The organism is Legionella bozemanae (genome assembly GCF_900450575.1).
Lineage (GTDB): Bacteria > Pseudomonadota > Gammaproteobacteria > Legionellales > Legionellaceae > Legionella > Legionella bozemanae.
This window is the reverse complement of sequence record NZ_UGGY01000001.1, coordinates 2,081,359-2,100,836: the sequence shown is the minus strand read 5'-3', so window position 1 is coordinate 2,100,836 and position 19,478 is coordinate 2,081,359. Positions and strand designations below refer to the sequence as shown.

Here is a 19,478-nt window from a genome sequence, read left to right as displayed (position 1 = left end):
TTATTTAGTAGTGTCCATGTCAAATGATTGATTCATAGATCCAAGGAGGCTCAATTTAATGTAGAAAGGCGAAACTCAGCAAGAGATAACGATCTGAGTTTCGCTCAAACTAACTCTATGTTATACAGCGCTGCTTGTATCCGCTTTGCTTTCATCAGCAACCGGGTTTTTAGGTAAAAACGTTAAACCTATAAATATCAGAAATAGGAATTGGATTGCATTACAATAAAGCGCAAAATGCAGGTTGTTGTGCTGCTTATAAAATAAATTAGCTATTTCTGTTCCTAGTGCACCAACGACCATAATGCCTAGACTAACCAATGCAGATGCCGTGCCTTTGCTTACGGATGTTACAAAAAGGCAGTATCTATTTAAAGGTGCATTAATCACACTCAGCGCAAAGAAGTAAATAATTGTTCCAGGCAGCAAATAATAATAGGCATTCCCATAAAGAAAAGGAAGCAAAGAAGTTAAAATTGCCCCAATAATCATGATAAAGCAGCCTAAAAAAACTATTTGTTCAATTTTGTATTTATAGGTTAATTTGTGTAAAAACCAATTGCCCAAAATGGTTGCACCAAATACAGGGAGTTGCCAAAGCCCATATTGAATCACCGTAAGTCGCGCCTCAACAATCAAAATGATTGGGGCTAATGCAATCCAGGCAATACAGGGAATACCAACTGTTCCGGCAGCTAGAGTACCAAAACAAAACTTTTTATTGGTAAAAAGATCTTTATAGTTTTGAAATACTTTGTGTGCCGAGAATTTAGTTTTAGGAGTTAGTTCTCCATTTCTCTTTGTTTGTCCTATAGGCTCTGGCATGTATCGCCACAATCCCCATAATGCAACAAGAGCTCCAAGCGCAATAGTCACAAAGATGTAACGCCATGAAGTATAATGAATGACTATGGCTCCTATAAGAGGCCCTAATAATGGGGCAAGAATTGCCACATTGGCCATAATGGATATTAAGCGAATTGCATCCATTTCTTCAAAAATCTCTTGAATTGTTGCATAGCCTATTACGCCAATAAAACATAATCCCATGCCTTGAAAAAACCGTGCTATCAAAAACTGGTTCATTGAATTGGAGCAAGCAATAAATAAAGTAAAAATAAAAAATAGGAGTGCACCAAGCAGCATCATAGGTCTGCGTCCATAACTATCCGATATAGGACCTAAGAAGATTTGCAGGCTTGCGCCCCCAAGAATATAAACACTCAAAGAGGTAGCTACAGCGGATTCTGGTGCATTAAAAGAACGAACAACATGAATCATGCCGGGCATGATCATGTCGTTGGCAATATAAGTTAAAAATTCATACATGACAAAAAAGCAGGTAAATATAAGTGCCTGTTTTTTTGTTATAGGAATAAGGGGTTCAGCCATAACAGAACTCTTGTTGATTCATTTTTTCTTTAAGTGTACTTCTCTGTAATTCTGTGATTAATTTTTATATACTCTGTTGATGTTCAATTTTGCGAAACAATCTTATGAAATGGTATTTTTTTGGTGAAGATAGCGGCAAACCCAGAATTAATGAACATTTAATGATTTACATCCTTAGTTTACTTGATCCAACCTCGCAGTTCAAGGCATCCCTGGTCAATCATAAATGGAAAGAGCTCGTCGAATTAACTCACAAATACATGAATTTATTGCCAACAATTCATCGTATTCCACTGCTTTCTGAGGTAGGTCTTGATGTATTAAGATTAAAATTAATGTCAGGAGGAATGACAAATACTGTATATAGAGTCCAAGTTGGATCTGATATTAGCAAATGGCTTATAAAATCTCCTGGAGTCAGTCCAACTCTTATTGAGCGTAACAGACCTCAACGATGGGTATTACGAATTCCAGGAGAAGTATCATCATTTTCCGTATCGCGTAAATATGAATTAGAAAATGCCCGTAAGGCATCGGTTTTGGGACTTAATGTACCTATAGAACATTTTGAGCCCGATGGATTGCAATTAACTAAGTTTATAGAAAATGTTCAAATTTTGGATGAAAAAACATTGCAACGTGTTGATATATTACAAACACTAGCCGTTATGGCAAAAAAGTTACATACCTCGGAGCGTTTTGATAACGATATTGCTGTTTTTGAACGTAATGAAGGATTAGTGGAACAATTAAAAATAAAAAATTTTGTTTTCCCTAAAGAAATGGATTTTGTAGTGAAACAGATGTCCTATTTGAAAAATTTGTTCTCTTCTTATCAAATTGAAATGAGTCCATGTCATAATGATTCAACGCCATTGAACTACATGATGTCGCTTTTAGGGGTAAAGAAACAAGAGGTTTTCTATCAAATTGATTGGGAGTATTCAAGCAATAACGACTTTATGTGGGATCTTGTTTATTTTGCTAGAGAAGCAAAACTCAGCAAAGAACAAGAGTTAATTTATTTAACCGCGTATTTTGGGAAAGAAAAACTTACAGAGTCAGTCTTGGCATGGTTCAATGCTTATAAACCTGTCGTGGAATGGTGGATAACCCTTTGGTCATGGACCCAATTGGCAAATGAAGCCAAATCTGTGGGTAAGAATGAATATGAAAACTTGGGGAAAGAGCGTTTCGCAAAAACTCTGGATCTTTTACACAGCGAGGACTACAAAAATGCCCTTGCTGTTATTGATACAGAGCGGTTAGATTCTTCTTTTATCGGTCATCGGCCTTTTAACATTTAATTATAGCCTGAGTGTAGCGCACCCAGGCTACAAAAACCAGGCTTCGATTGTTTTAGGGCATATGACTCAAAAATTCTTGCAAGTGTTTTTTCTCCTGCTCGGAACTTAAATAGATTTTGAGCGATTCCAGGGCACGGTGATATTCATCATATTGCAGTATGCCTCGCATCAGTTCAAATCGTAGGAAAACACAGTATGTATTGAGTACATCTGTTTCACAGTAATCACGAATACTTTTTATTTGGCCTGATAAAAACTGCTCCCAGACTTTGGAGCCACTCATGCCCATTTTTCCAGGGAATCCAAGCATACTGGATATTTCATCCAAGGGGGCAAAAGCTTTATTTTGATATCCTGCAATGACATCCATAAGATCAAGATGTCGATAATGAAATCGACTTAAGTAATTGTTCCAACGGAAATTTTGTTGATTGTCACCGTTTTCCCAATAAGTAGGTGCTGTAATTCCATGTAATAGGGAACGGTAGTGTAAAACCGGCAAATCAAAGCCACTGCCATTCCAGCTGACTAAAGTCGGAGTATGTTTGTCAATTCCAGCAAAAAAACGAGTTATTAGTTCTTTTTCATCAGAGGCCTCATCACCTAAAGACCAAACTTTTATTTGTGAGCCATGGCTCATAACTAAAGAAATGGCACAAATTTTTTGCAGGTAATGAGGTAAAAAATCATGGCCCACCTTGGCGCGACGTAAAGCAAACATCGCTTCCGCAGTATCCTTATCAGACAATCCGTGCAAATCATATAAATTACGTCCCGCTTCAATATCGGGGATTGTTTCTATATCGAATACAAGAATAGTCATTGGCTCAACTTAATTTTTTATGAATGAATTCATATTTTAACATGGGGCAATTCAGGGAAATAGTAATTTATTTTTTAAAATAACAGCTTATTTTGAGTTCATCATACGTGGATTGTAGCGCCCAAATTTGCTAAAATGATCTTTTTATTGTTTGGCTGCTCATGGACGCTCTATTGCAAAATGTTAAGAAGTTGCGAATAATCTTTTTGTTGTTTACTTTTTTCCTTACTGCTTGTGTCCATCCTCCTGCGGATGTCAATAACCTTTGTAATATATTTAGACAATACCCTAAATGGTATAAAGATGCTAAGGATGTTGAACGTCGATGGAGGGTTCCTGTTCCAGTGCAAATGGCTATTATTCACCAGGAATCAAAATTTAATGCTAGAGCACGGCCAGCACGCAAAAAACTCTTCTGTGTCATTCCCTGGAAAAGACCTTCTTCAGCTTATGGATACACCCAAGCGTTAGATGGAACCTGGAGTCATTACAAGCAAAATTGTGGAGGATGGTTTGCTTCACGTGGTGATTTTAGTGATGGTGTGGATTTTATTGGTTGGTATGCAAATGAAGCTTATAAAAAAGCAAGAATTCCTCGTACGGATGCTTATTCACTTTATTTGGCCTACCATGAAGGTATAGGTGGTTATCAGCGTAAAACCTATTTAAGAAAATCATGGTTAATACCTGTTGCCCGCAAAGTAAAAGCGCGTTCACAACTTTATGCAGCGCAACTTAATTCGTGTAAAAAGATATTTGAATCACGATCCTGGTTTTAAGATGCAATGAGGAAGTAATTGGGGTGGAAACTAGGTTATATTTGAATTTATATGGTTTAATAAGTAATAATATATTCAGTAATTAAAACTGATAGATTACTAAGGAGTTTTTTAATGCGATTAATGCTTTTGGGTGGGCCGGGTGCAGGAAAAGGAACCCAGGCTTTACGTTTGATAGAACGCTATCAAATTCCGCAAATCTCCACAGGTGATATGCTGCGTGCGGCTATCGCACAAGGAACTCCTTTGGGACTAAGTGCCAAAAAGATTATGGAAACAGGCGGTCTGGTACCTGATGATATTATTATTGGCTTAGTTAAAGAGCGATTAAAAAAGAGTGACTGTGCCAATGGCTTTCTATTTGATGGTTTCCCTAGAACGATTGTACAGGCAAATGCACTAAAACAAGCAGAAATCTATTTAGATCATGTCATTGAAATTGATGTTAATGATGAAGAAATCATCAAACGAATTAGTGGACGACGTATTCATCAACCTTCTGGTCGTGTATATCATATTCAAAACCATCCTCCAAAGCGCGAGGGAGTGGATGATGTTACCGGAGAGGCTTTAATTCAACGCGAAGATGATAAAGAAGAAACTGTAAGAAAGCGTTTAGAAGTTTATCGCAGTCAAACAGCGCCGTTAATCAATTATTATAAATCATGGGCTGAGAGTGGTACTCATGGTGCTCCTGAATTTCATAGTATTTGTGGCACTGGAGATGTAGATGAAGTCTTTCAAAAAATTGTCAACTCCATCGAAGCTAAGGAAGAAATATGACCAGCCTCAATATAACTAATGCTGAGTTCCAATCTTTAATTGATGAAAACGAAATTGTATTTATTGATTTTTGGGCTGACTGGTGCGCTCCATGTAAACAATTTTCTAAGGTTTATGAGCAAGTTGCTGAACAGTTTCCTAATATAAAGTTTGCAAAAGTAAATATTGAAGCGGAGCAACAATTATCTGATTTTTTTGAAATACGCTCCATTCCTCATCTGATGGTTTTCAAAGAGGGGATTGTAATTTATTCAAATGCTGGCAGTATGCCAGCCTCTACGCTAAAGGAGTTGGTTGAGCAAGCAGTGGCAGTTGATGTCAGTGCAATAAAAGCGGAGCTTCAAGAAAAGGATGAGAAATAACTTGCGATAAGTACTTTGCAAGCTCATTCTTTCCCACCTCATCAATGATTAGATCAAGCTTGGTTCGTCGCTTGAGTATATCATCACAACTTTGTGCCCATTCTTCTAAAATCAAATAATCTACTTCAACTTGATAAAGGTAGGTACAGTACTTTTTTCCCAGGGATTCCCTGCTATTACAAGGAGCAAGAAATATTTCCATACGACTTCCATAGGTATATAAATAGCGCTCCAGTAAGTCTTTATCCATCCATTTGTATTTCTCTTTAGCATATTGCGTATATTGCTCAAAATTCATATCTTCAAAAACAGCTCCGGGTAAGGGAGTTGAGGGAGTAATTGAAGGCCCCATTTGTGGGAATGTTGGTAGAAGCTGATTGATGACCTCTTCTGCCAATTGGCGGTAAGTGGTTATTTTACCACCATAAATTGTAACGATAGGAGCCGGTTTAAAATGTACTTTATAGGAATAGTCACGGCTTAAAGTCCTTGCTTCCTTGCTTTCATCGGCGAGTAACGCCCTAACACCACTCCAAGCATAGATAATATCTTTTTCAGATATTTTGCATTCAAAATATAAATTAACTAACCCAATTAAATACAGAGTTTCTTCATTACTAATACTTGCATCCCCGGGATTATTACCAGTTAATGGAATATCGGTTGTGCCTATCATACTAAATCCATGATAAGGAATAACAAAGATGATACGTTTGTCCTGATGCTGCAATAAATATGCGTGATTGCCCTTATAAATTTGGGGGACAATAATATGACTACCCTTAATTAAACTAATTTTCTGGCGATCAGGAGTTTGAGTAAGCTGCTCTACGGATTTAACCCATGGACCTGCTGCATTAACCACTGATTTGGCATAGAGTGTATAGCTTGAACCTATTTTAGGTTGTACGGTCAATTGCCATAAATTATTTATAATTTCAGCATGAATTACTGTAGAGTGCGTTCGTATGCTTGCCCCATGATTTTTCGCTTGAATTGCATTAACAACGGTTAGGCGAGCGTCATCTGTTACAGCGTCATAGAATAGGAAACCCATGTTCAGTTTATTGATTAGGGCAGCAAAATAGTTTTTTGTACTTTTTCTATAAATTATTTTGCATTTAGGCAGGCGATTTTTGCTGCTCAAATGATCATAAATAAATAAACCCAAACGCAAAAACCAGGCGGGGCGCATGTGCTTTTCATAGGGGAGAACCATGGCTTGAGGATGAACTAAATGCGGCGCCAAGTCCAAGAGTCTTTGTCTTTCGGTTATTGCTTTTTTAACCATTCCAAATTCATAATTTTCTAAATATCTTAACCCTCCATGAATGAGCTTTGTACTGCTTGAAGATGTTTTAGAGGCTAAATCATCTTGTTCCAAGAGCACTACAGACAATCCTCTCAATGCCGCATCCGCAGCACAACCACAGCCATTGATGCCGCCACCAATAATTGCAACATCAAAAACCGCATTCATATTTTGGTCTCCATAAAAAAAGTATACACTTACAATATACACATAATAGTTGGGACAAGGAACTCTGCAACAATGAATTATTTACTTGCGCTAGATCAAGGAACGAGCAGCACACGAGCCATGGTATACACTGTTCATGGTGCATTAGTTGCCGCCAGTCAATATCCGATCACCCAGTATTATCCTCAAGCGGGTTGGGTCGAACATAATCCGGAAGAAATATGGCAAAAAACCCTAGCCGCAATGCGTGATGTGGTATCTCAAGTTCCAGCGGAGCACATAGTATCTTGTGGCTTAACAAATCAAAGAGAAACTACTGTAATCTGGAATAAAAAAACTGGCGTATGCCTTGCTCCTGCTATTGTATGGCAGGATCGTAGAACTGCTGGATACTGCCATACTTTGGCTGCTGATGAAGCCATGATTCAAGAGAAAACAGGTTTAATTCCCGATCCTTATTTTTCTGCAACTAAATTAAAATGGCTTTTAGAAAATAATCCTGAATCAAAAATGTTGGCAGATAAGGGGGACTTAGCTTTTGGTACCATTGATAGTTTCCTAATTTGGCGCTTAACTACAGAACATTTGCATTTGACTGATATGACCAATGCGTCAAGAACGATGCTGTTTAATATCAAAGAAGAACAATGGGATTTAGATTTACTTAATTATTTTAAAATCCCTGAATCTGTTTTGCCTAAAGTTTGTGCAAGTGACAGTCATTTTGGGATGATTGATAAACAGTGGCTTGGTATTGAGTTACCAATTACAGGAGTTGCTGGTGATCAGCAAGCGGCATTAATTGGTCAAGGCTGTTTCAAAATGGGGATGATAAAAGCAACTTTTGGAACGGGGGCATTTTTGTTACTAAATACAGGAGGAAAACCTGTATTATCACAACATAAACTTTTAACAACAATTGCTTATAAGATTCAAGGACAAACAACTTACGGACTTGAAGGAAGTATTTATCATGCTGGTACTGCTGTACAATGGTTAAGAGACTCAATGAAGCTGATTACTCATGCTGATGAAACTGAGACACTAGCCAATTCATTGAGTGGAAATGAGGGGGTTTATCTCGTTTCAGCATTTACAGGTTTAGGCGCACCTCATTGGTTATCTGCACCTGGAGCATTCATGGTTGGTTTAAGTTTATCGAGCAACAGGGCGCATTTTGCCAGGGCGGTATTAGAAGGTGTTTGTTATCAAACTCGAGAAGTATGTCTTTGTATGAGAGAAGATAGCCAGTTGGACTTATCACTATTACGTGTCGACGGTGGAATGGCTGTCAATAGATGGTTTTTACAATTTTTAGCTGATCAATGCCAATTAGAGATCCAAAAGCCCAAGAATATTGAAACAACAGCTAAAGGTGCAGCAATATTAGCAGCTCTGGGGTGTGGCGTCTTTAACTCTTTGGATGAACTGCATGCAATTTGGGATGTAGAACAAGCGTTTATACCACAAAGATCCTTAGAGCAGGTGGAACTGGATTATCGTGGCTGGAGGCAGGCATTACAAAAAATAAAGGTTAATGAGAAATATGATGAATAAGAGTAGGCAGAATTAAGCTATTGAACAAGATAATTGGAACTTTGGCCCCACACCCAGAGCTCAATGAGGTTTGTAGATCTTGACTTTATCTTATGCCCCGCGGCTTGTCAGCAGGATGCCTGGATGCCGCGGACAAGCCCTGAGCGATCCACGTGAAATTTAACCCCCTACGTACCGCGCATAAAGAGCAGGACGTAGAAAGTTGAGTATGTTTAAAAACTTCAAGGATCTCTCAGGGACAGGCCGCGGCACATAGAATAACCCCTTACTTAACGACAGCGCGGCTGTGTTATTATCAAGGCTACATTTTAAATTTTAGGGAACATCTCTGGTTTTTTCACCCGTATAAAGCTGACGAGGCCTACCAATTCTTGATTTAGTGGCAACCATCTCCATCCAATGGCTCATCCAGCCAACAGTGCGAGCCAGAGCAAAAACTACCGTAAACATATTGGTTGGAATTCCTATAGCGCTTAAAGTCAGACCAGAATAGAAATCAACATTGGGATAAAGTTTTTTCTCAATAAAATAATCATCCTCAAGGGCAATGCGTTCAAGCTCCATAGCGAGCTTGAATAATGGAGCATCTTTTGCTCCTACAGCTTCCAATACATCATAGCAGGTTTGGCGCATTACTTTCGCTCTTGGGTCATAACTCTTATAAACGCGATGTCCAAATCCCATTAACCGGAATGGATCATCTTTGTCTTTTGCTCGTTTGATGTAATGTTGAATACGATCGACACTGCCAATTTCTTTAAGCATATTGAGACATGCTTCGTTTGCACCCCCATGCGCAGGTCCCCATAATGCACCAATTCCTGCAGAGATGCATGCGAAAGGATTTGCACCAGTTGATCCAGCGAGGCGAACAGTTGAAGTAGAAGCATTTTGCTCATGATCCGCATGCAATATGAAAATCGTATCCATAGCACGTACTAGGACTGGATCAGGAGTGGATTCCTCTGTAGGAACGCTAAACATCATATGCAAGAAATTTTCGGCATAAGACATTTTATTTTGTGGATAAATATAAGGTAACCCTATTGAATATTTATAACTCATTGCCGCAAAAGTAGGCATTTTAGCAACCATACGAATCGCAGAAATAAAGCGGTCTTCCGCATTATTTAAATCCATAGTGTCGTGATAAAATGCAGACAGGGCGCCAACCATGCCGACCATAATCGCCATTGGATGTGCATCACGACGGAAACCATTTAAGAACTGATACATTTGCTGATGTACCATAGTATGATTGTTAATTAAATTAACAAATTTCTTCTTCTCTTCAGCATTAGGCAATTCGCCATTGAGTAAAAGATAACTTACATCAAGAAAATCTTTTTTCTCAGCCAATTGCTCAATAGGATAGCCTCGATAAAGTAATATGCCCTTATCACCATCGATATAGGTGATTTTTGATTCACAGGAGGCAGTCGATAAAAAGCCTTGGTCAAAGGTGAAGACGCCATGCGCACCCAGTTGTGTGATATCAATCACATCATTCCCTAATGTGGGCTTATATACGGGTAATTCAAGCGGCTCTTGGCCTTCAAGGCTAAGTTTAGCTGTTTTTTTTGTCATTGCTTCTCCTGATAAAGGATTCATTTGAATTGTGCGTGGCACTATATACAAAATGAGCACTTACAGTCAATTTTATTATGGTTTAGAATTTCTAAGAATGACAGTAAAATACAATAAATTTATCTCGTCAAGGTAGGGGTGCAGACCTCTCTTGCATTTTATCGTTTCTCCTTACATTGGGGTGCTTTGCTTGGGCTACATTTTAGTGTAGATGATTTAATTAAATCCGTCTGTGTGGTATCCTTTATTATTAAAAAATTACCGTCAAGGATACGTCCAAACTATGGTTTACCTAGCTAAAGAAGTCTTGCCAGTTAATATTGAAGATGAGTTAAAGCAATCTTATTTAGATTATGCGATGAGTGTCATTGTAGGCAGGGCTTTGCCTGATGTTCGTGATGGATTGAAACCGGTCCATCGACGCGTGTTGTATGCGATGAGTGAATTAGGCAACGATTGGAATAAACCCTATAAAAAATCTGCGCGTGTCGTAGGGGATGTAATCGGTAAATACCACCCACATGGTGATACAGCAGTTTATGACACTATAGTCCGCATGGCTCAGCCTTTTTCGATGCGTTATCTTTTGGTAGATGGGCAGGGTAACTTCGGTTCTGTAGATGGTGATGCGCCTGCAGCAATGCGATATACCGAAGTAAGAATGTCCAAGGTGGCCCATGCTTTATTGGCGGATCTTGAGAAAGAAACAGTTGATTTTAGTCCTAACTATGATGAAACAGAATTCGCTCCTGTAGTTTTGCCTTCACGTATACCTAATTTATTAGTTAACGGCTCTTCTGGTATCGCTGTAGGTATGGCGACGAACATCCCCCCACATAACCTTACCGAAGTCATCAATGCGTGTATTGCTCTGGTTGATGATCCTGAATTAAGTCTGGATGACATTATGGAAATTATTCCTGGTCCAGATTTTCCAACAGCAGCCATTATTAATGGTCGAGCTGGAATTATTCAGGGCTATCGTACTGGAAAAGGACGTGCCATTATTCGAGCGCGAACAGAAATTGAAACAGATGAAGATACAGGGCGGCAAGCGATTATTATCACGGAGCTTCCTTACCAAGTGAACAAAGCCCGTTTGGTTGAACGTATTGCCGAATTGGTGCGAGATAAAAAGCTCGAAGGTATCTCTGGCCTTAGGGATGAGTCTGATAAACAGGGCATGCGTGTCGTTATCGAACTAAAGCGTAATGAAGTGGCGGATGTTATTTTAAATAATTTATATGCTCATACTCAAATGCAAAATGTGTTTGGAATTAACATGGTTGCTTTAGTTGATGGTCAACCGCGCACATTAAATTTAAAACAAATTCTTGAATATTTTATTAAGCATCGACGTGAAGTTGTAACCAGAAGAACTTTATTTGATCTGAAAAAAGCGCGTGCGCGTGCTCATTTATTAGAAGGGTTGGGAATTGCTTTAGCTAATATTGATGAAATGATTGCTTTAATTAAAAAATCACCAACACCTCAAGATGCTAAAGAAGCATTACTTGCCAAATTGTGGCAGCCAGGGATGGTTAAAGCGATGCTGGAAAAAGCAGGTTCTAATGCATCACGACCCGATGATTTGGCTCCTGAATTTGGTTTAAATGCTGATGGATATAAATTATCAGAAGCTCAGGCTCAAGCCATTCTTGAGTTAAGACTTCATCGCTTAACTGCTTTGGAGCAGGATAAAATCTTAGGTGAGTTTGAAGAATTATTAAAATTGATTCGCGAATTGTTGGAAATATTAGCTTCTCCAGAACGACTCATGCAAGTGATCCGTGATGAGCTTATTGAAATAAAAACCCAATTTGGTGACGAACGTCGAACTGAAATCACTGCATCACAAGAAGATTTGACAATTGAAGACCTCATTACTGAAGAGAATGTGGTGGTCACTCTATCGCATCAAGGGTATGTGAAATATCAGCCTCTCACTGCATATCAGGCTCAACGCAGAGGTGGCAAGGGTAAATCTGCAACAAATGTTAAAGATGAGGACTTTGTTTCCCGCTTGGTTATTGCCAGCACGCACGATACATTGCTTTGCTTCTCTAACCATGGAAAACTTTATTGGTTAAAAGCTTATGAGCTTCCCTTAGCCAGTCGTATTTCTCGTGGCCGCCCGATTATAAACATATTGCCGCTTGCTGAAGGCGAGGAAATTAATGCCATGTTGCCGGTCAGGGAATATCAAGATGGTTATTATGTATTTATGGCCACTAAAAAAGGAACGGTTAAGAAAGTACCTTTAAATGCGTTTAGCAGGCCTCGATCTAATGGAATTATTGCTGTTGATCTGGATGAGGATGACAGTTTAGTTGGAGTTGATATCACTGATGGCAGTAAGGATATCATGTTATTTACTGATGCAGGTAAAGTAGTTCGCTTTGATGAAAACAAAGTACGGCCTATGGGGCGTACTGCTCGTGGAGTGCGAGGCATTCGCATCGAAGAAGGCCAGGCTGTGATCTCCCTGGTAGTGGCTCATTCAGATGGAACCATATTGACTGCAACAGAAAATGGATATGGTAAACGTACTTCAATTCAAGAATATCGGGTTTCTGGACGCGGTGGACAAGGTGTGATTTCCATTCAGGTAAGCGAGCGTAATGGTAAAGTGGTTCGCTCAGTACAGGTTACCGATGGAGATGAGGCCATGTTAATAACAGATAAAGGTACGTTGGTGCGCTTTAAGGTCAGTGAATTATCTGTAATTGGTCGAAATACACAAGGTGTTCGCTTGATCAATGTCAGCCCAGGTGAAAAAGTAGTTGGGATGCAAAAAATTGAAGATTTGGGCGAGGACTCTAATGAGTCTAATGATTTGAGTGAGGACTCCGACGAGTCCAATAATGTAACTGAAATTGAAGAAAATAGTGATGACAACTCGAGTTTATAATTTTGGTGCAGGTCCTTCTATGCTTCCTGAGACTGTTCTTAAGGAAGCTCAGGAAGAATTTCTTGATTGGCAAAATCTTGGTGTTTCTATTCTTGAAGTGGGACATCGTAGTCCGGAATTTTCAGCTCTATTAAATCACGCAGAACAGTCTTTAAGAGAATTGCTTTTTATACCTCAAAATTACCATGTTTTATTTTTGGGAGGAGCAGCCCGCACCCAATTTGCCATGATCCCAATGAATCTCTTAAATCCAGAAGAGCAGGGAGGATATCTGGTTACAGGGATATGGTCACATATGGCTTTTTCTGAAGCACAGCACTTGAAAAAAGCATATTGTATTGCCAGTGATGAAGAAAATGGCTATAAAACAATTCCTGATCCGAAAAATTGGAAAATAAAAGAAAATACATCTTACGTTTACTATACCCCAAATGAAACCATAAATGGAGTTCGCTTTCCTTATGTTCCTAACTCCAAGGGAATTACATTAATCGCTGATATGACATCAGCTCTGCTTAGCGAGCCTGTAGATGTCAAAAATTTTGGCTTAATTTTTGCTGGGGCTCAGAAAAACATAGCTAATGCTGGATTAACCGTAGTAATTATTAGGGATGATTTATTAGAAAGAATGCCTATTCCCCCTGTGCCAACCATGCTAAGTTATAAAATTCAAGCAGAGCATCATTCGCTTTACGCTACTTCGCCAGTTTTTAATTGCTATTTGGCTGATAAAATATTTGATTGGATGAAAGCACAAGGTGGAGTTGAAGAAATATATCGCGTAAATTGCCAGAAAGCTGCCAAATTATACCAATATTTGGATAATACTGATTTTTATACTACTCATATAAATCCTGAAGTACGTTCTATAGTTAATGTTTGTTTTTCACTCAAAAACGATAAATTAGAGAATGAATTCCTTCGCTTAGCTCAACTCAGAGGTTTATATGCTTTAAAGGGACATCGTTTCGTAGGTGGGATTCGTGCCAGTCTTTATAATGCAATGCCTATGGCAGGGGTTGATGCACTTATTGAATTCATGTCTGAATTTGCAAAGGAACATAGTCGGTGAGAATACATAATTTTATAAGTAAACCTGTTCATTCAATAAAGGGTGAAATTACAGTACCTGGTGATAAGTCAATTTCTCATCGTTCCATTATTTTTGGTTCTATAGCTAAAGGAACAACAATTATCAATGGATTTCTCGATGGTGATGATTGCATGGCTACCCTTAAAGCGTTTCAAGCAATGGGAGTTACAATAGAAGGGCCTGATGAACAGCAAGTGATAATTTACGGTGTTGGTAAGCATGGACTGCAAAAGCCAGAAAAGATTATTGATTGTGGAAACTCTGGGACCAGCATGCGTTTATTAGCCGGATTATTGGCGGCGCAATCTTTTGACAGTCAATTAACTGGGGATGAGAGTTTATTGAAGAGACCCATGCTGCGTGTTAGTAAACCATTAACAGAAATGGGTGCCTATATTACTATTGTCGATGGTAAGCCTCCTATTACAATTAAAGGAGGAAAGAATCTTAGAGGGATCCATTATATAATGCCTGAAGCGAGTGCTCAGGTAAAGTCGTGTATTCTATTAGCAGGACTTTATGCTGAGGGTGAAACGCGAATTACGGAAATAGGGGTAAGCCGTGATCACACAGAGTTAATGCTCAAAAACTTTTCTTATCCAGTGCATCGCTCGGATAATACTCTAATTATTAACTCTGCAAATCAATGCCTAGGCACTGATATATATATTCCTGGAGATATTTCATCTGCGGCATTTTTTATTGTTGCTGCTTCTATTGTCCCTGGCTCTGATATTCTCATTCGGAATGTAGGTATTAACCCAACACGTACAGGGATAATTCATATTTTGCTGGAAATGGGAGCTAATATTACCCTTTTAGATCAGCGACAGTTGGGTGAGGAGTGGGTCGCTGATTTACGAATTAAATATGCACCATTAAAAGGAATTAATATCGAAGCAAATATGGTTCCACTTGCAATTGATGAGTTTCCTGTTATTTTTATAGCCGCAGCGTGTGCCCAAGGAAAAACTACACTGCATGGTGCAAGCGAGTTGCGCTTTAAAGAAAGTGATCGAATTGCTGCTATGGTTGATGGTTTAAAAAAATTAGGCATTCATGCGCAAGCATTAGATGATGGAATAATGATTGAAGGAGGAACATTACATGGAGGCATTGTTGAGAGCAGAGGCGATCATCGTATTGCCATGTCTTTTGCAATTGCCGGGGCTGTAGCTAGTGATCCTGTTACTATAAAAAATTGTGTCAATGTAGCTACCTCATTTCCTTTGTTTGTAGAAACTGCAAAGGAACTTCAATTACACATAGAGGAAACTGTTGATAATGTACAATGACACTGTACCCGTGATTACCCTGGACGGACCAAGCGGAACTGGTAAAGGAACGCTATGCCAATTACTTGCAAAACATCTTAAATGGAATATGCTTGATAGCGGTGCAATTTACCGTGTTCTTGCTTATGCAGCTAGGAAAAACAAAATCGATTTTAATGAAGTACATGAATTAACTGCACTTGCGCGCTCACTCAATTTACGTTTTGCATCCTCTGATGATTATGAAACACAAGTAATTTTAGATGGAGTGGACATTAGCGCTGAAATTCGAAGCGAACAATGTGGTCAGGATGCGTCTCAGATCGCGGCCATTCAGGAAGTAAGGCACGCTTTGCTTGAGCGCCAACGCAATTTTGCCCAACCTCCTGGTTTGGTTACAGATGGTCGAGATATGGGGACTGTGGTCTTTCCTAATGCAATTTTAAAAGTTTTTTTATATGCAAGTGAAGAAGAAAGAGCAAATAGACGTTATTTACAGTTGAAAGAAAAAGGAATTAATGTTAGCCTCGCGCAGGTTGTAGAAGAATTGGCTAAACGTGATGTAAGGGATACTGCTCGTACGCATGCGCCATTAAAGCCTGCAGATGATGCAGTGCAAATTGATACAACCAGATTATCCATTGTACAAGTGTTTAATATTGTATTAAAATTAATTAATGAACGTTTGTTTGATGCTTAATTATTTGTTGGGGGAAAGATGAGTGGGACTCATTCTTTCATTTTTTTACTAAAGAGTTTATTAACATGTCTGAAAGTTTCAAAGAATTGTTTGAGCAAAGTATTGCCGGTGCTCAATTTTATCCAGGTGCCATTATTAATGCCAAGGTTATCGGTATCGATAATGATTATGTCATTTTAAATGCCGGTCTAAAATCCGAGGGTATTGTACCTAAAGAAGAATTTTATGATAAAGATGGTGCGTTGGAAGTTAACCTGGGCGATACCGTCGAAGTAGCTTTAGATTCTGTAGAAGATGGCTACGGTGAAACGATACTTTCGAGAGAAAAAGCTAAACGTCAGGAAGCTTGGCGTAAATTATCTAAATCACATGAAAACAATGAAACAGTTACCGGTCTTATTTCTGGGAAGGTCAAAGGCGGATTTACTGTTGAAATTGGTACTATACGCGCCTTCTTACCTGGTTCATTAGTAGACGTCAGACCTGTAAGAGATCCTTCTTATCTGGAAGGCAAAGAGCTTGAATTCAAAGTAATTAAAATGGATTTAAAGCGCAATAATATTGTTGTATCCCGTCGTGCGGTTGTTGAAGAAGAAAGCAGCGCTGACAGACAAGCATTGCTCGAGTCCCTGCATGAAGGTCAAGAGCTCCATGGTATCGTTAAAAATCTTACCGATTATGGTGCATTTATTGACTTGGGCGGCATAGATGGCTTGTTGCATATCACTGATATTTCATGGAAACGCGTAAAACATCCAAGTGAAGTATTATCCGTTGGCCAAGATGTAAAAGTAAAAGTATTAAGTTTTGATAGCGAAAGAAACCGTGTTTCTTTAGGTATGAAACAATTAGGTAACGATCCTTGGGTTGATCTGGTAGAGCGTTATCCTATAGGCAAAAAATTACAAGGTAAAGTTACGAACATTACAGATTACGGTTGCTTTGTTGAAATAGAAGAAGGTGTGGAAGGCTTAGTCCACATGTCAGAAATGGATTGGACCAATAAAAACGTACATCCAAGTAAAGTGGTGTCTCTGGGTGACGTGGTTGATGTTATGGTTCTTGAAATTGATGAAGAAAGACGCCGTATTTCTTTAGGTATGAAGCAATGTGTTGGCAACCCATGGCAACAATTTGCTGCAAGTCACACTAAAGGTCAAAAAGTAAGTGGTAAGATTCGTTCAATTACCGATTTTGGAATATTTATTGGCTTGGATGGGGATATTGATGGCTTAGTTCATTTGTCTGATATTTCCTGGACTGTTCCTGGTGAAGAGGCAGTAAAACAGTTCAAGAAAGGTCAAGAGATGGAAGCTGTTATTCTTGCTATAGATCCTGAGCGTGAGCGTATTTCTTTGGGTATTAAACAGCTTGAAGGCGATAACTTTGCAAGTTTTGTTGATGAGTACACCAAAGGTGCTATTGTAAAAGGTACTGTTGTGGCCGTAGATCCTAAGACAGTTACTGTAGCTTTGGCAGATGACATTACCGGTACTATTCGTGCAAGTGAACTGTCTGATGAGCGTGTTGATGATGCTACTACTCTTGTCAAAGAAGGTGACGAGATTGAAGCAAAAATTATAAACGTTGACCGCAAAAATCGTTCAATTACTCTTTCAGTAAAAGCGAAAGACGCCCAAGATGAAGCAGATGCGATTAAGAAATATTCTAGAACTGAAGGTGCTTCAACAACCTTAGGTGATTTACTGAAAGAAAAAATGGCAAGCAAAGAGAGTGATTAATTTCTTTATTGTCAATTAGTTAAGAAAGCGTAGATTCTTCTACGCTTTTTTTTGTTTGTATATTTTAATAGCCTGAGTGACGCGAAGTACAACTTAGGTTATTGTTATGTTGTGTCCTGGAAAAATCTGGGACTGCTTCGCTCTGCCTAGGTCACTAAAAAGGAAGAATTTATGCGCATATTAATGCTGGTTATTTATATACTTTTGATCATTATTGGCGTTAGTTTTGCTGCTCTAAATGCTACTTCGGTAGATGTTAATTTTTATTTTAAAGTCATATCAATGCCTATCTCTGTTCTTATGACAATTATGCTGGGCATTGGTATTTTAATAGGATTTATACTTTTTATGTGGCGATATTGGCGTTTAAAAGCTGAATGCCACAAAATTAAAAACCAATTAAAATTGACTGAAAAAGAAATTAAAAATTTGCGATCAATTCCATTGCAAGATCAGCATTAGTTTTTTTATTATTATAAACTTGACATGCACAGAGGAGGGTAATAATGATAGATTTATGGCCATTACTATTGCCTGCTGCTGCTTGGTCTGGTTGGTGGATGGCAAATCGTAGCAAACCTAAGGAAGATCCAACTTTTTATAATCGTTTATCCCGTGAGTATGTTGTCGGATTAAATTATCTTCTAAATGAGCAACCGGATAAGGCCGTTGATGTTTTTATTAAATTATTAGAAGTCGATAGCGATACTGTAGAAACACATCTTGCATTGGGAAGTTTATTCAGACGCCGTGGCGAAGTAGATAGAGCCATACGGATACATCAAAATTTAATCGCAAGACCCCAGCTAAGTATTTTGCAAAGAAAAGAATCTTTAATGGCACTAGGCCAGGATTATATGAGCGCTGGTTTATTTGATCGTGCAGAACGAATTTTTTTAGAGGTTGTAGAATTGGGGGGCTCTAAAGAAACAAGTAGTTTACATGGCTTATTAGCGATTTATCAACAAGAAAAAGCATGGGAAAAAGCTTTAGATGTGATTAAAAAACTGGAGATCTCGACCGGGACAAGTTTTCATAATCAAGCGGCGCATTACTATTGTGAAATGGCCAATCAGGCATTAAAAACAAATGCAATTGATAAGGCGGCTTATTGTATTAAACAGGCAATATCTGTCGACAATCAATCAGTTCGAGCAAGTTTAATGAATGCAAGCCTTGAAATGAAAGAAGGCCGTTTCAAACAAGCAATTCGTTCATTAAAACGCATTCCTCAACAAGATGCTGATTTTTTAACTGAAATTATCGAACCTTTAGTTATATGTCATAAAGAATTAAATACAATGGATGAGTGCGTCAAGTATCTTGAAGAGACCTTAGAGGATAATCCCAGAGCTTCAGTAATTTTTGTAATAGCAGAGTATTTGAGACAACAAAAAAATATGGATGCAGCGATAGATTTTGTAGCCGATAATTTGAGCAAACATCCATCAATTCGAGGTTTAAATCAGTTAATCTATTGGCATCTTGAGTCTGCTCACGGAAAAGTGCGTGACAAGTTACAAATGCTTTATGATATAACCAGTAAATTTTTAGACAATAAGCCAGTTTATCGATGTGTTCATTGCGGTTTTGGTGGAAAACATCTTCATTGGCATTGTCCCAGTTGTAAAAACTGGGGAAGAATGAAACCTGTCCATGGATTGGAAGGATATTAACCAATTTTTAAG

The 19,478-nt window shown here is 38.6% G+C and carries 16 protein-coding genes; 12 read left to right on the top strand and 4 right to left on the bottom strand.

What is annotated here, in order from left to right; translation table 11 throughout:
- Positions 1–120 precede the first annotated feature (120 nt).
- On the bottom strand, positions 121–1,392 hold the full coding sequence (locus DY223_RS09135; RefSeq protein WP_058459773.1) for an MFS transporter: 1,272 nt from the start codon (positions 1,390–1,392) through the stop codon (positions 121–123).
- A gap of 104 nt (positions 1,393–1,496) precedes the next feature.
- Between DY223_RS09135 and DY223_RS09130 the strand changes: the two genes are divergently transcribed.
- The gene (locus DY223_RS09130) at positions 1,497–2,699 is read left to right on the top strand and encodes a phosphotransferase family protein (protein WP_058459774.1); all 1,203 of its coding nucleotides are present in this window, start codon (positions 1,497–1,499) and stop codon (positions 2,697–2,699) included.
- Positions 2,700–2,751: 52 nt separating this feature from the next.
- Here the strand turns inward: DY223_RS09130 and DY223_RS09125 are convergent, their stop codons facing one another.
- The gene (locus DY223_RS09125; RefSeq protein ID WP_058459775.1) at positions 2,752–3,522 is read right to left on the bottom strand and encodes a 3'-5' exonuclease; all 771 of its coding nucleotides are present in this window, start codon (positions 3,520–3,522) and stop codon (positions 2,752–2,754) included.
- A gap of 161 nt (positions 3,523–3,683) precedes the next feature.
- Between DY223_RS09125 and DY223_RS09120 the strand changes: the two genes are divergently transcribed.
- The 3 genes from DY223_RS09120 to DY223_RS09110 all read left to right on the top strand — a co-directional run bounded on the left by DY223_RS09120 (position 3,684) and on the right by DY223_RS09110 (position 5,446).
- Complete coding sequence (locus DY223_RS09120; protein WP_058459776.1) at positions 3,684–4,301, top strand: transglycosylase SLT domain-containing protein; 618 nt, start codon at positions 3,684–3,686, stop codon at positions 4,299–4,301.
- A gap of 114 nt (positions 4,302–4,415) precedes the next feature.
- On the top strand, positions 4,416–5,084 hold the full coding sequence (gene adk / locus DY223_RS09115; RefSeq protein WP_058459777.1) for an adenylate kinase: 669 nt from the start codon (positions 4,416–4,418) through the stop codon (positions 5,082–5,084).
- Entirely contained in the window at positions 5,081–5,446 is a 366-nt protein-coding gene (locus DY223_RS09110) for a thioredoxin family protein (protein WP_058459778.1), read from the top strand. The genes adk and DY223_RS09110 overlap by 4 nt, the downstream gene beginning before the upstream one ends.
- On the opposite strand, the gene glpD is transcribed toward DY223_RS09110, so the two are convergent.
- Complete coding sequence (glpD, locus tag DY223_RS09105; RefSeq protein ID WP_058459779.1) at positions 5,403–6,926, bottom strand: glycerol-3-phosphate dehydrogenase; 1,524 nt, start codon at positions 6,924–6,926, stop codon at positions 5,403–5,405. The two genes, DY223_RS09110 and glpD, sit on opposite strands and share 44 nt — an antisense overlap.
- A 72-nt stretch (positions 6,927–6,998) precedes the next feature.
- On the opposite strand from glpD, the gene glpK reads away from it, so the two are divergent.
- On the top strand, positions 6,999–8,483 hold the full coding sequence (glpK, locus tag DY223_RS09100) for a glycerol kinase GlpK (RefSeq protein ID WP_058459780.1): 1,485 nt from the start codon (positions 6,999–7,001) through the stop codon (positions 8,481–8,483).
- Between the two features lie 315 nt (positions 8,484–8,798).
- Here glpK and gltA read toward each other — a convergent pair whose 3' ends face one another.
- The gene (gene gltA / locus DY223_RS09095; protein WP_058459781.1) at positions 8,799–10,070 is read right to left on the bottom strand and encodes a citrate synthase; all 1,272 of its coding nucleotides are present in this window, start codon (positions 10,068–10,070) and stop codon (positions 8,799–8,801) included.
- Between the two features lie 283 nt (positions 10,071–10,353).
- Between gltA and gyrA the strand changes: the two genes are divergently transcribed.
- The 7 genes from gyrA (at position 10,354) to lapB (ending at position 19,466) form a co-directional block, all read left to right on the top strand.
- Positions 10,354–12,981: a DNA gyrase subunit A gene (gene gyrA, locus DY223_RS09090; protein ID WP_058459782.1), complete on the top strand. Its 2,628-nt coding sequence runs from the start codon at positions 10,354–10,356 to the stop codon at positions 12,979–12,981.
- Positions 12,962–14,053, top strand: a complete 1,092-nt coding sequence (gene serC / locus DY223_RS09085) for a 3-phosphoserine/phosphohydroxythreonine transaminase (protein WP_058459783.1) — start codon at positions 12,962–12,964, stop codon at positions 14,051–14,053. Before gyrA ends, serC begins: the two co-directional genes overlap by 20 nt.
- Positions 14,050–15,369, top strand: a complete 1,320-nt coding sequence (gene aroA / locus DY223_RS09080) for a 3-phosphoshikimate 1-carboxyvinyltransferase (protein ID WP_058459784.1) — start codon at positions 14,050–14,052, stop codon at positions 15,367–15,369. Before serC ends, aroA begins: the two co-directional genes overlap by 4 nt.
- Complete coding sequence (gene cmk / locus DY223_RS09075) at positions 15,359–16,048, top strand: (d)CMP kinase (protein WP_058459785.1); 690 nt, start codon at positions 15,359–15,361, stop codon at positions 16,046–16,048. Before aroA ends, cmk begins: the two co-directional genes overlap by 11 nt.
- A 65-nt stretch (positions 16,049–16,113) precedes the next feature.
- Positions 16,114–17,790 (top strand): 30S ribosomal protein S1, encoded by a 1,677-nt coding sequence (gene rpsA / locus DY223_RS09070; protein WP_058459786.1) that lies wholly within the window; start codon positions 16,114–16,116, stop codon positions 17,788–17,790.
- 171 nt (positions 17,791–17,961) lie between these two features.
- Positions 17,962–18,252: a lipopolysaccharide assembly protein LapA domain-containing protein gene (locus DY223_RS09065; RefSeq protein ID WP_058459787.1), complete on the top strand. Its 291-nt coding sequence runs from the start codon at positions 17,962–17,964 to the stop codon at positions 18,250–18,252.
- A gap of 44 nt (positions 18,253–18,296) precedes the next feature.
- Positions 18,297–19,466 carry a lipopolysaccharide assembly protein LapB gene (gene lapB / locus DY223_RS09060; RefSeq protein WP_058459788.1) on the top strand — a complete coding sequence of 390 codons (1,170 nt, stop codon included), beginning with the start codon at positions 18,297–18,299 and terminating at the stop codon, positions 19,464–19,466.
- The last annotated feature ends 12 nt before the right edge of the window (positions 19,467–19,478 follow it).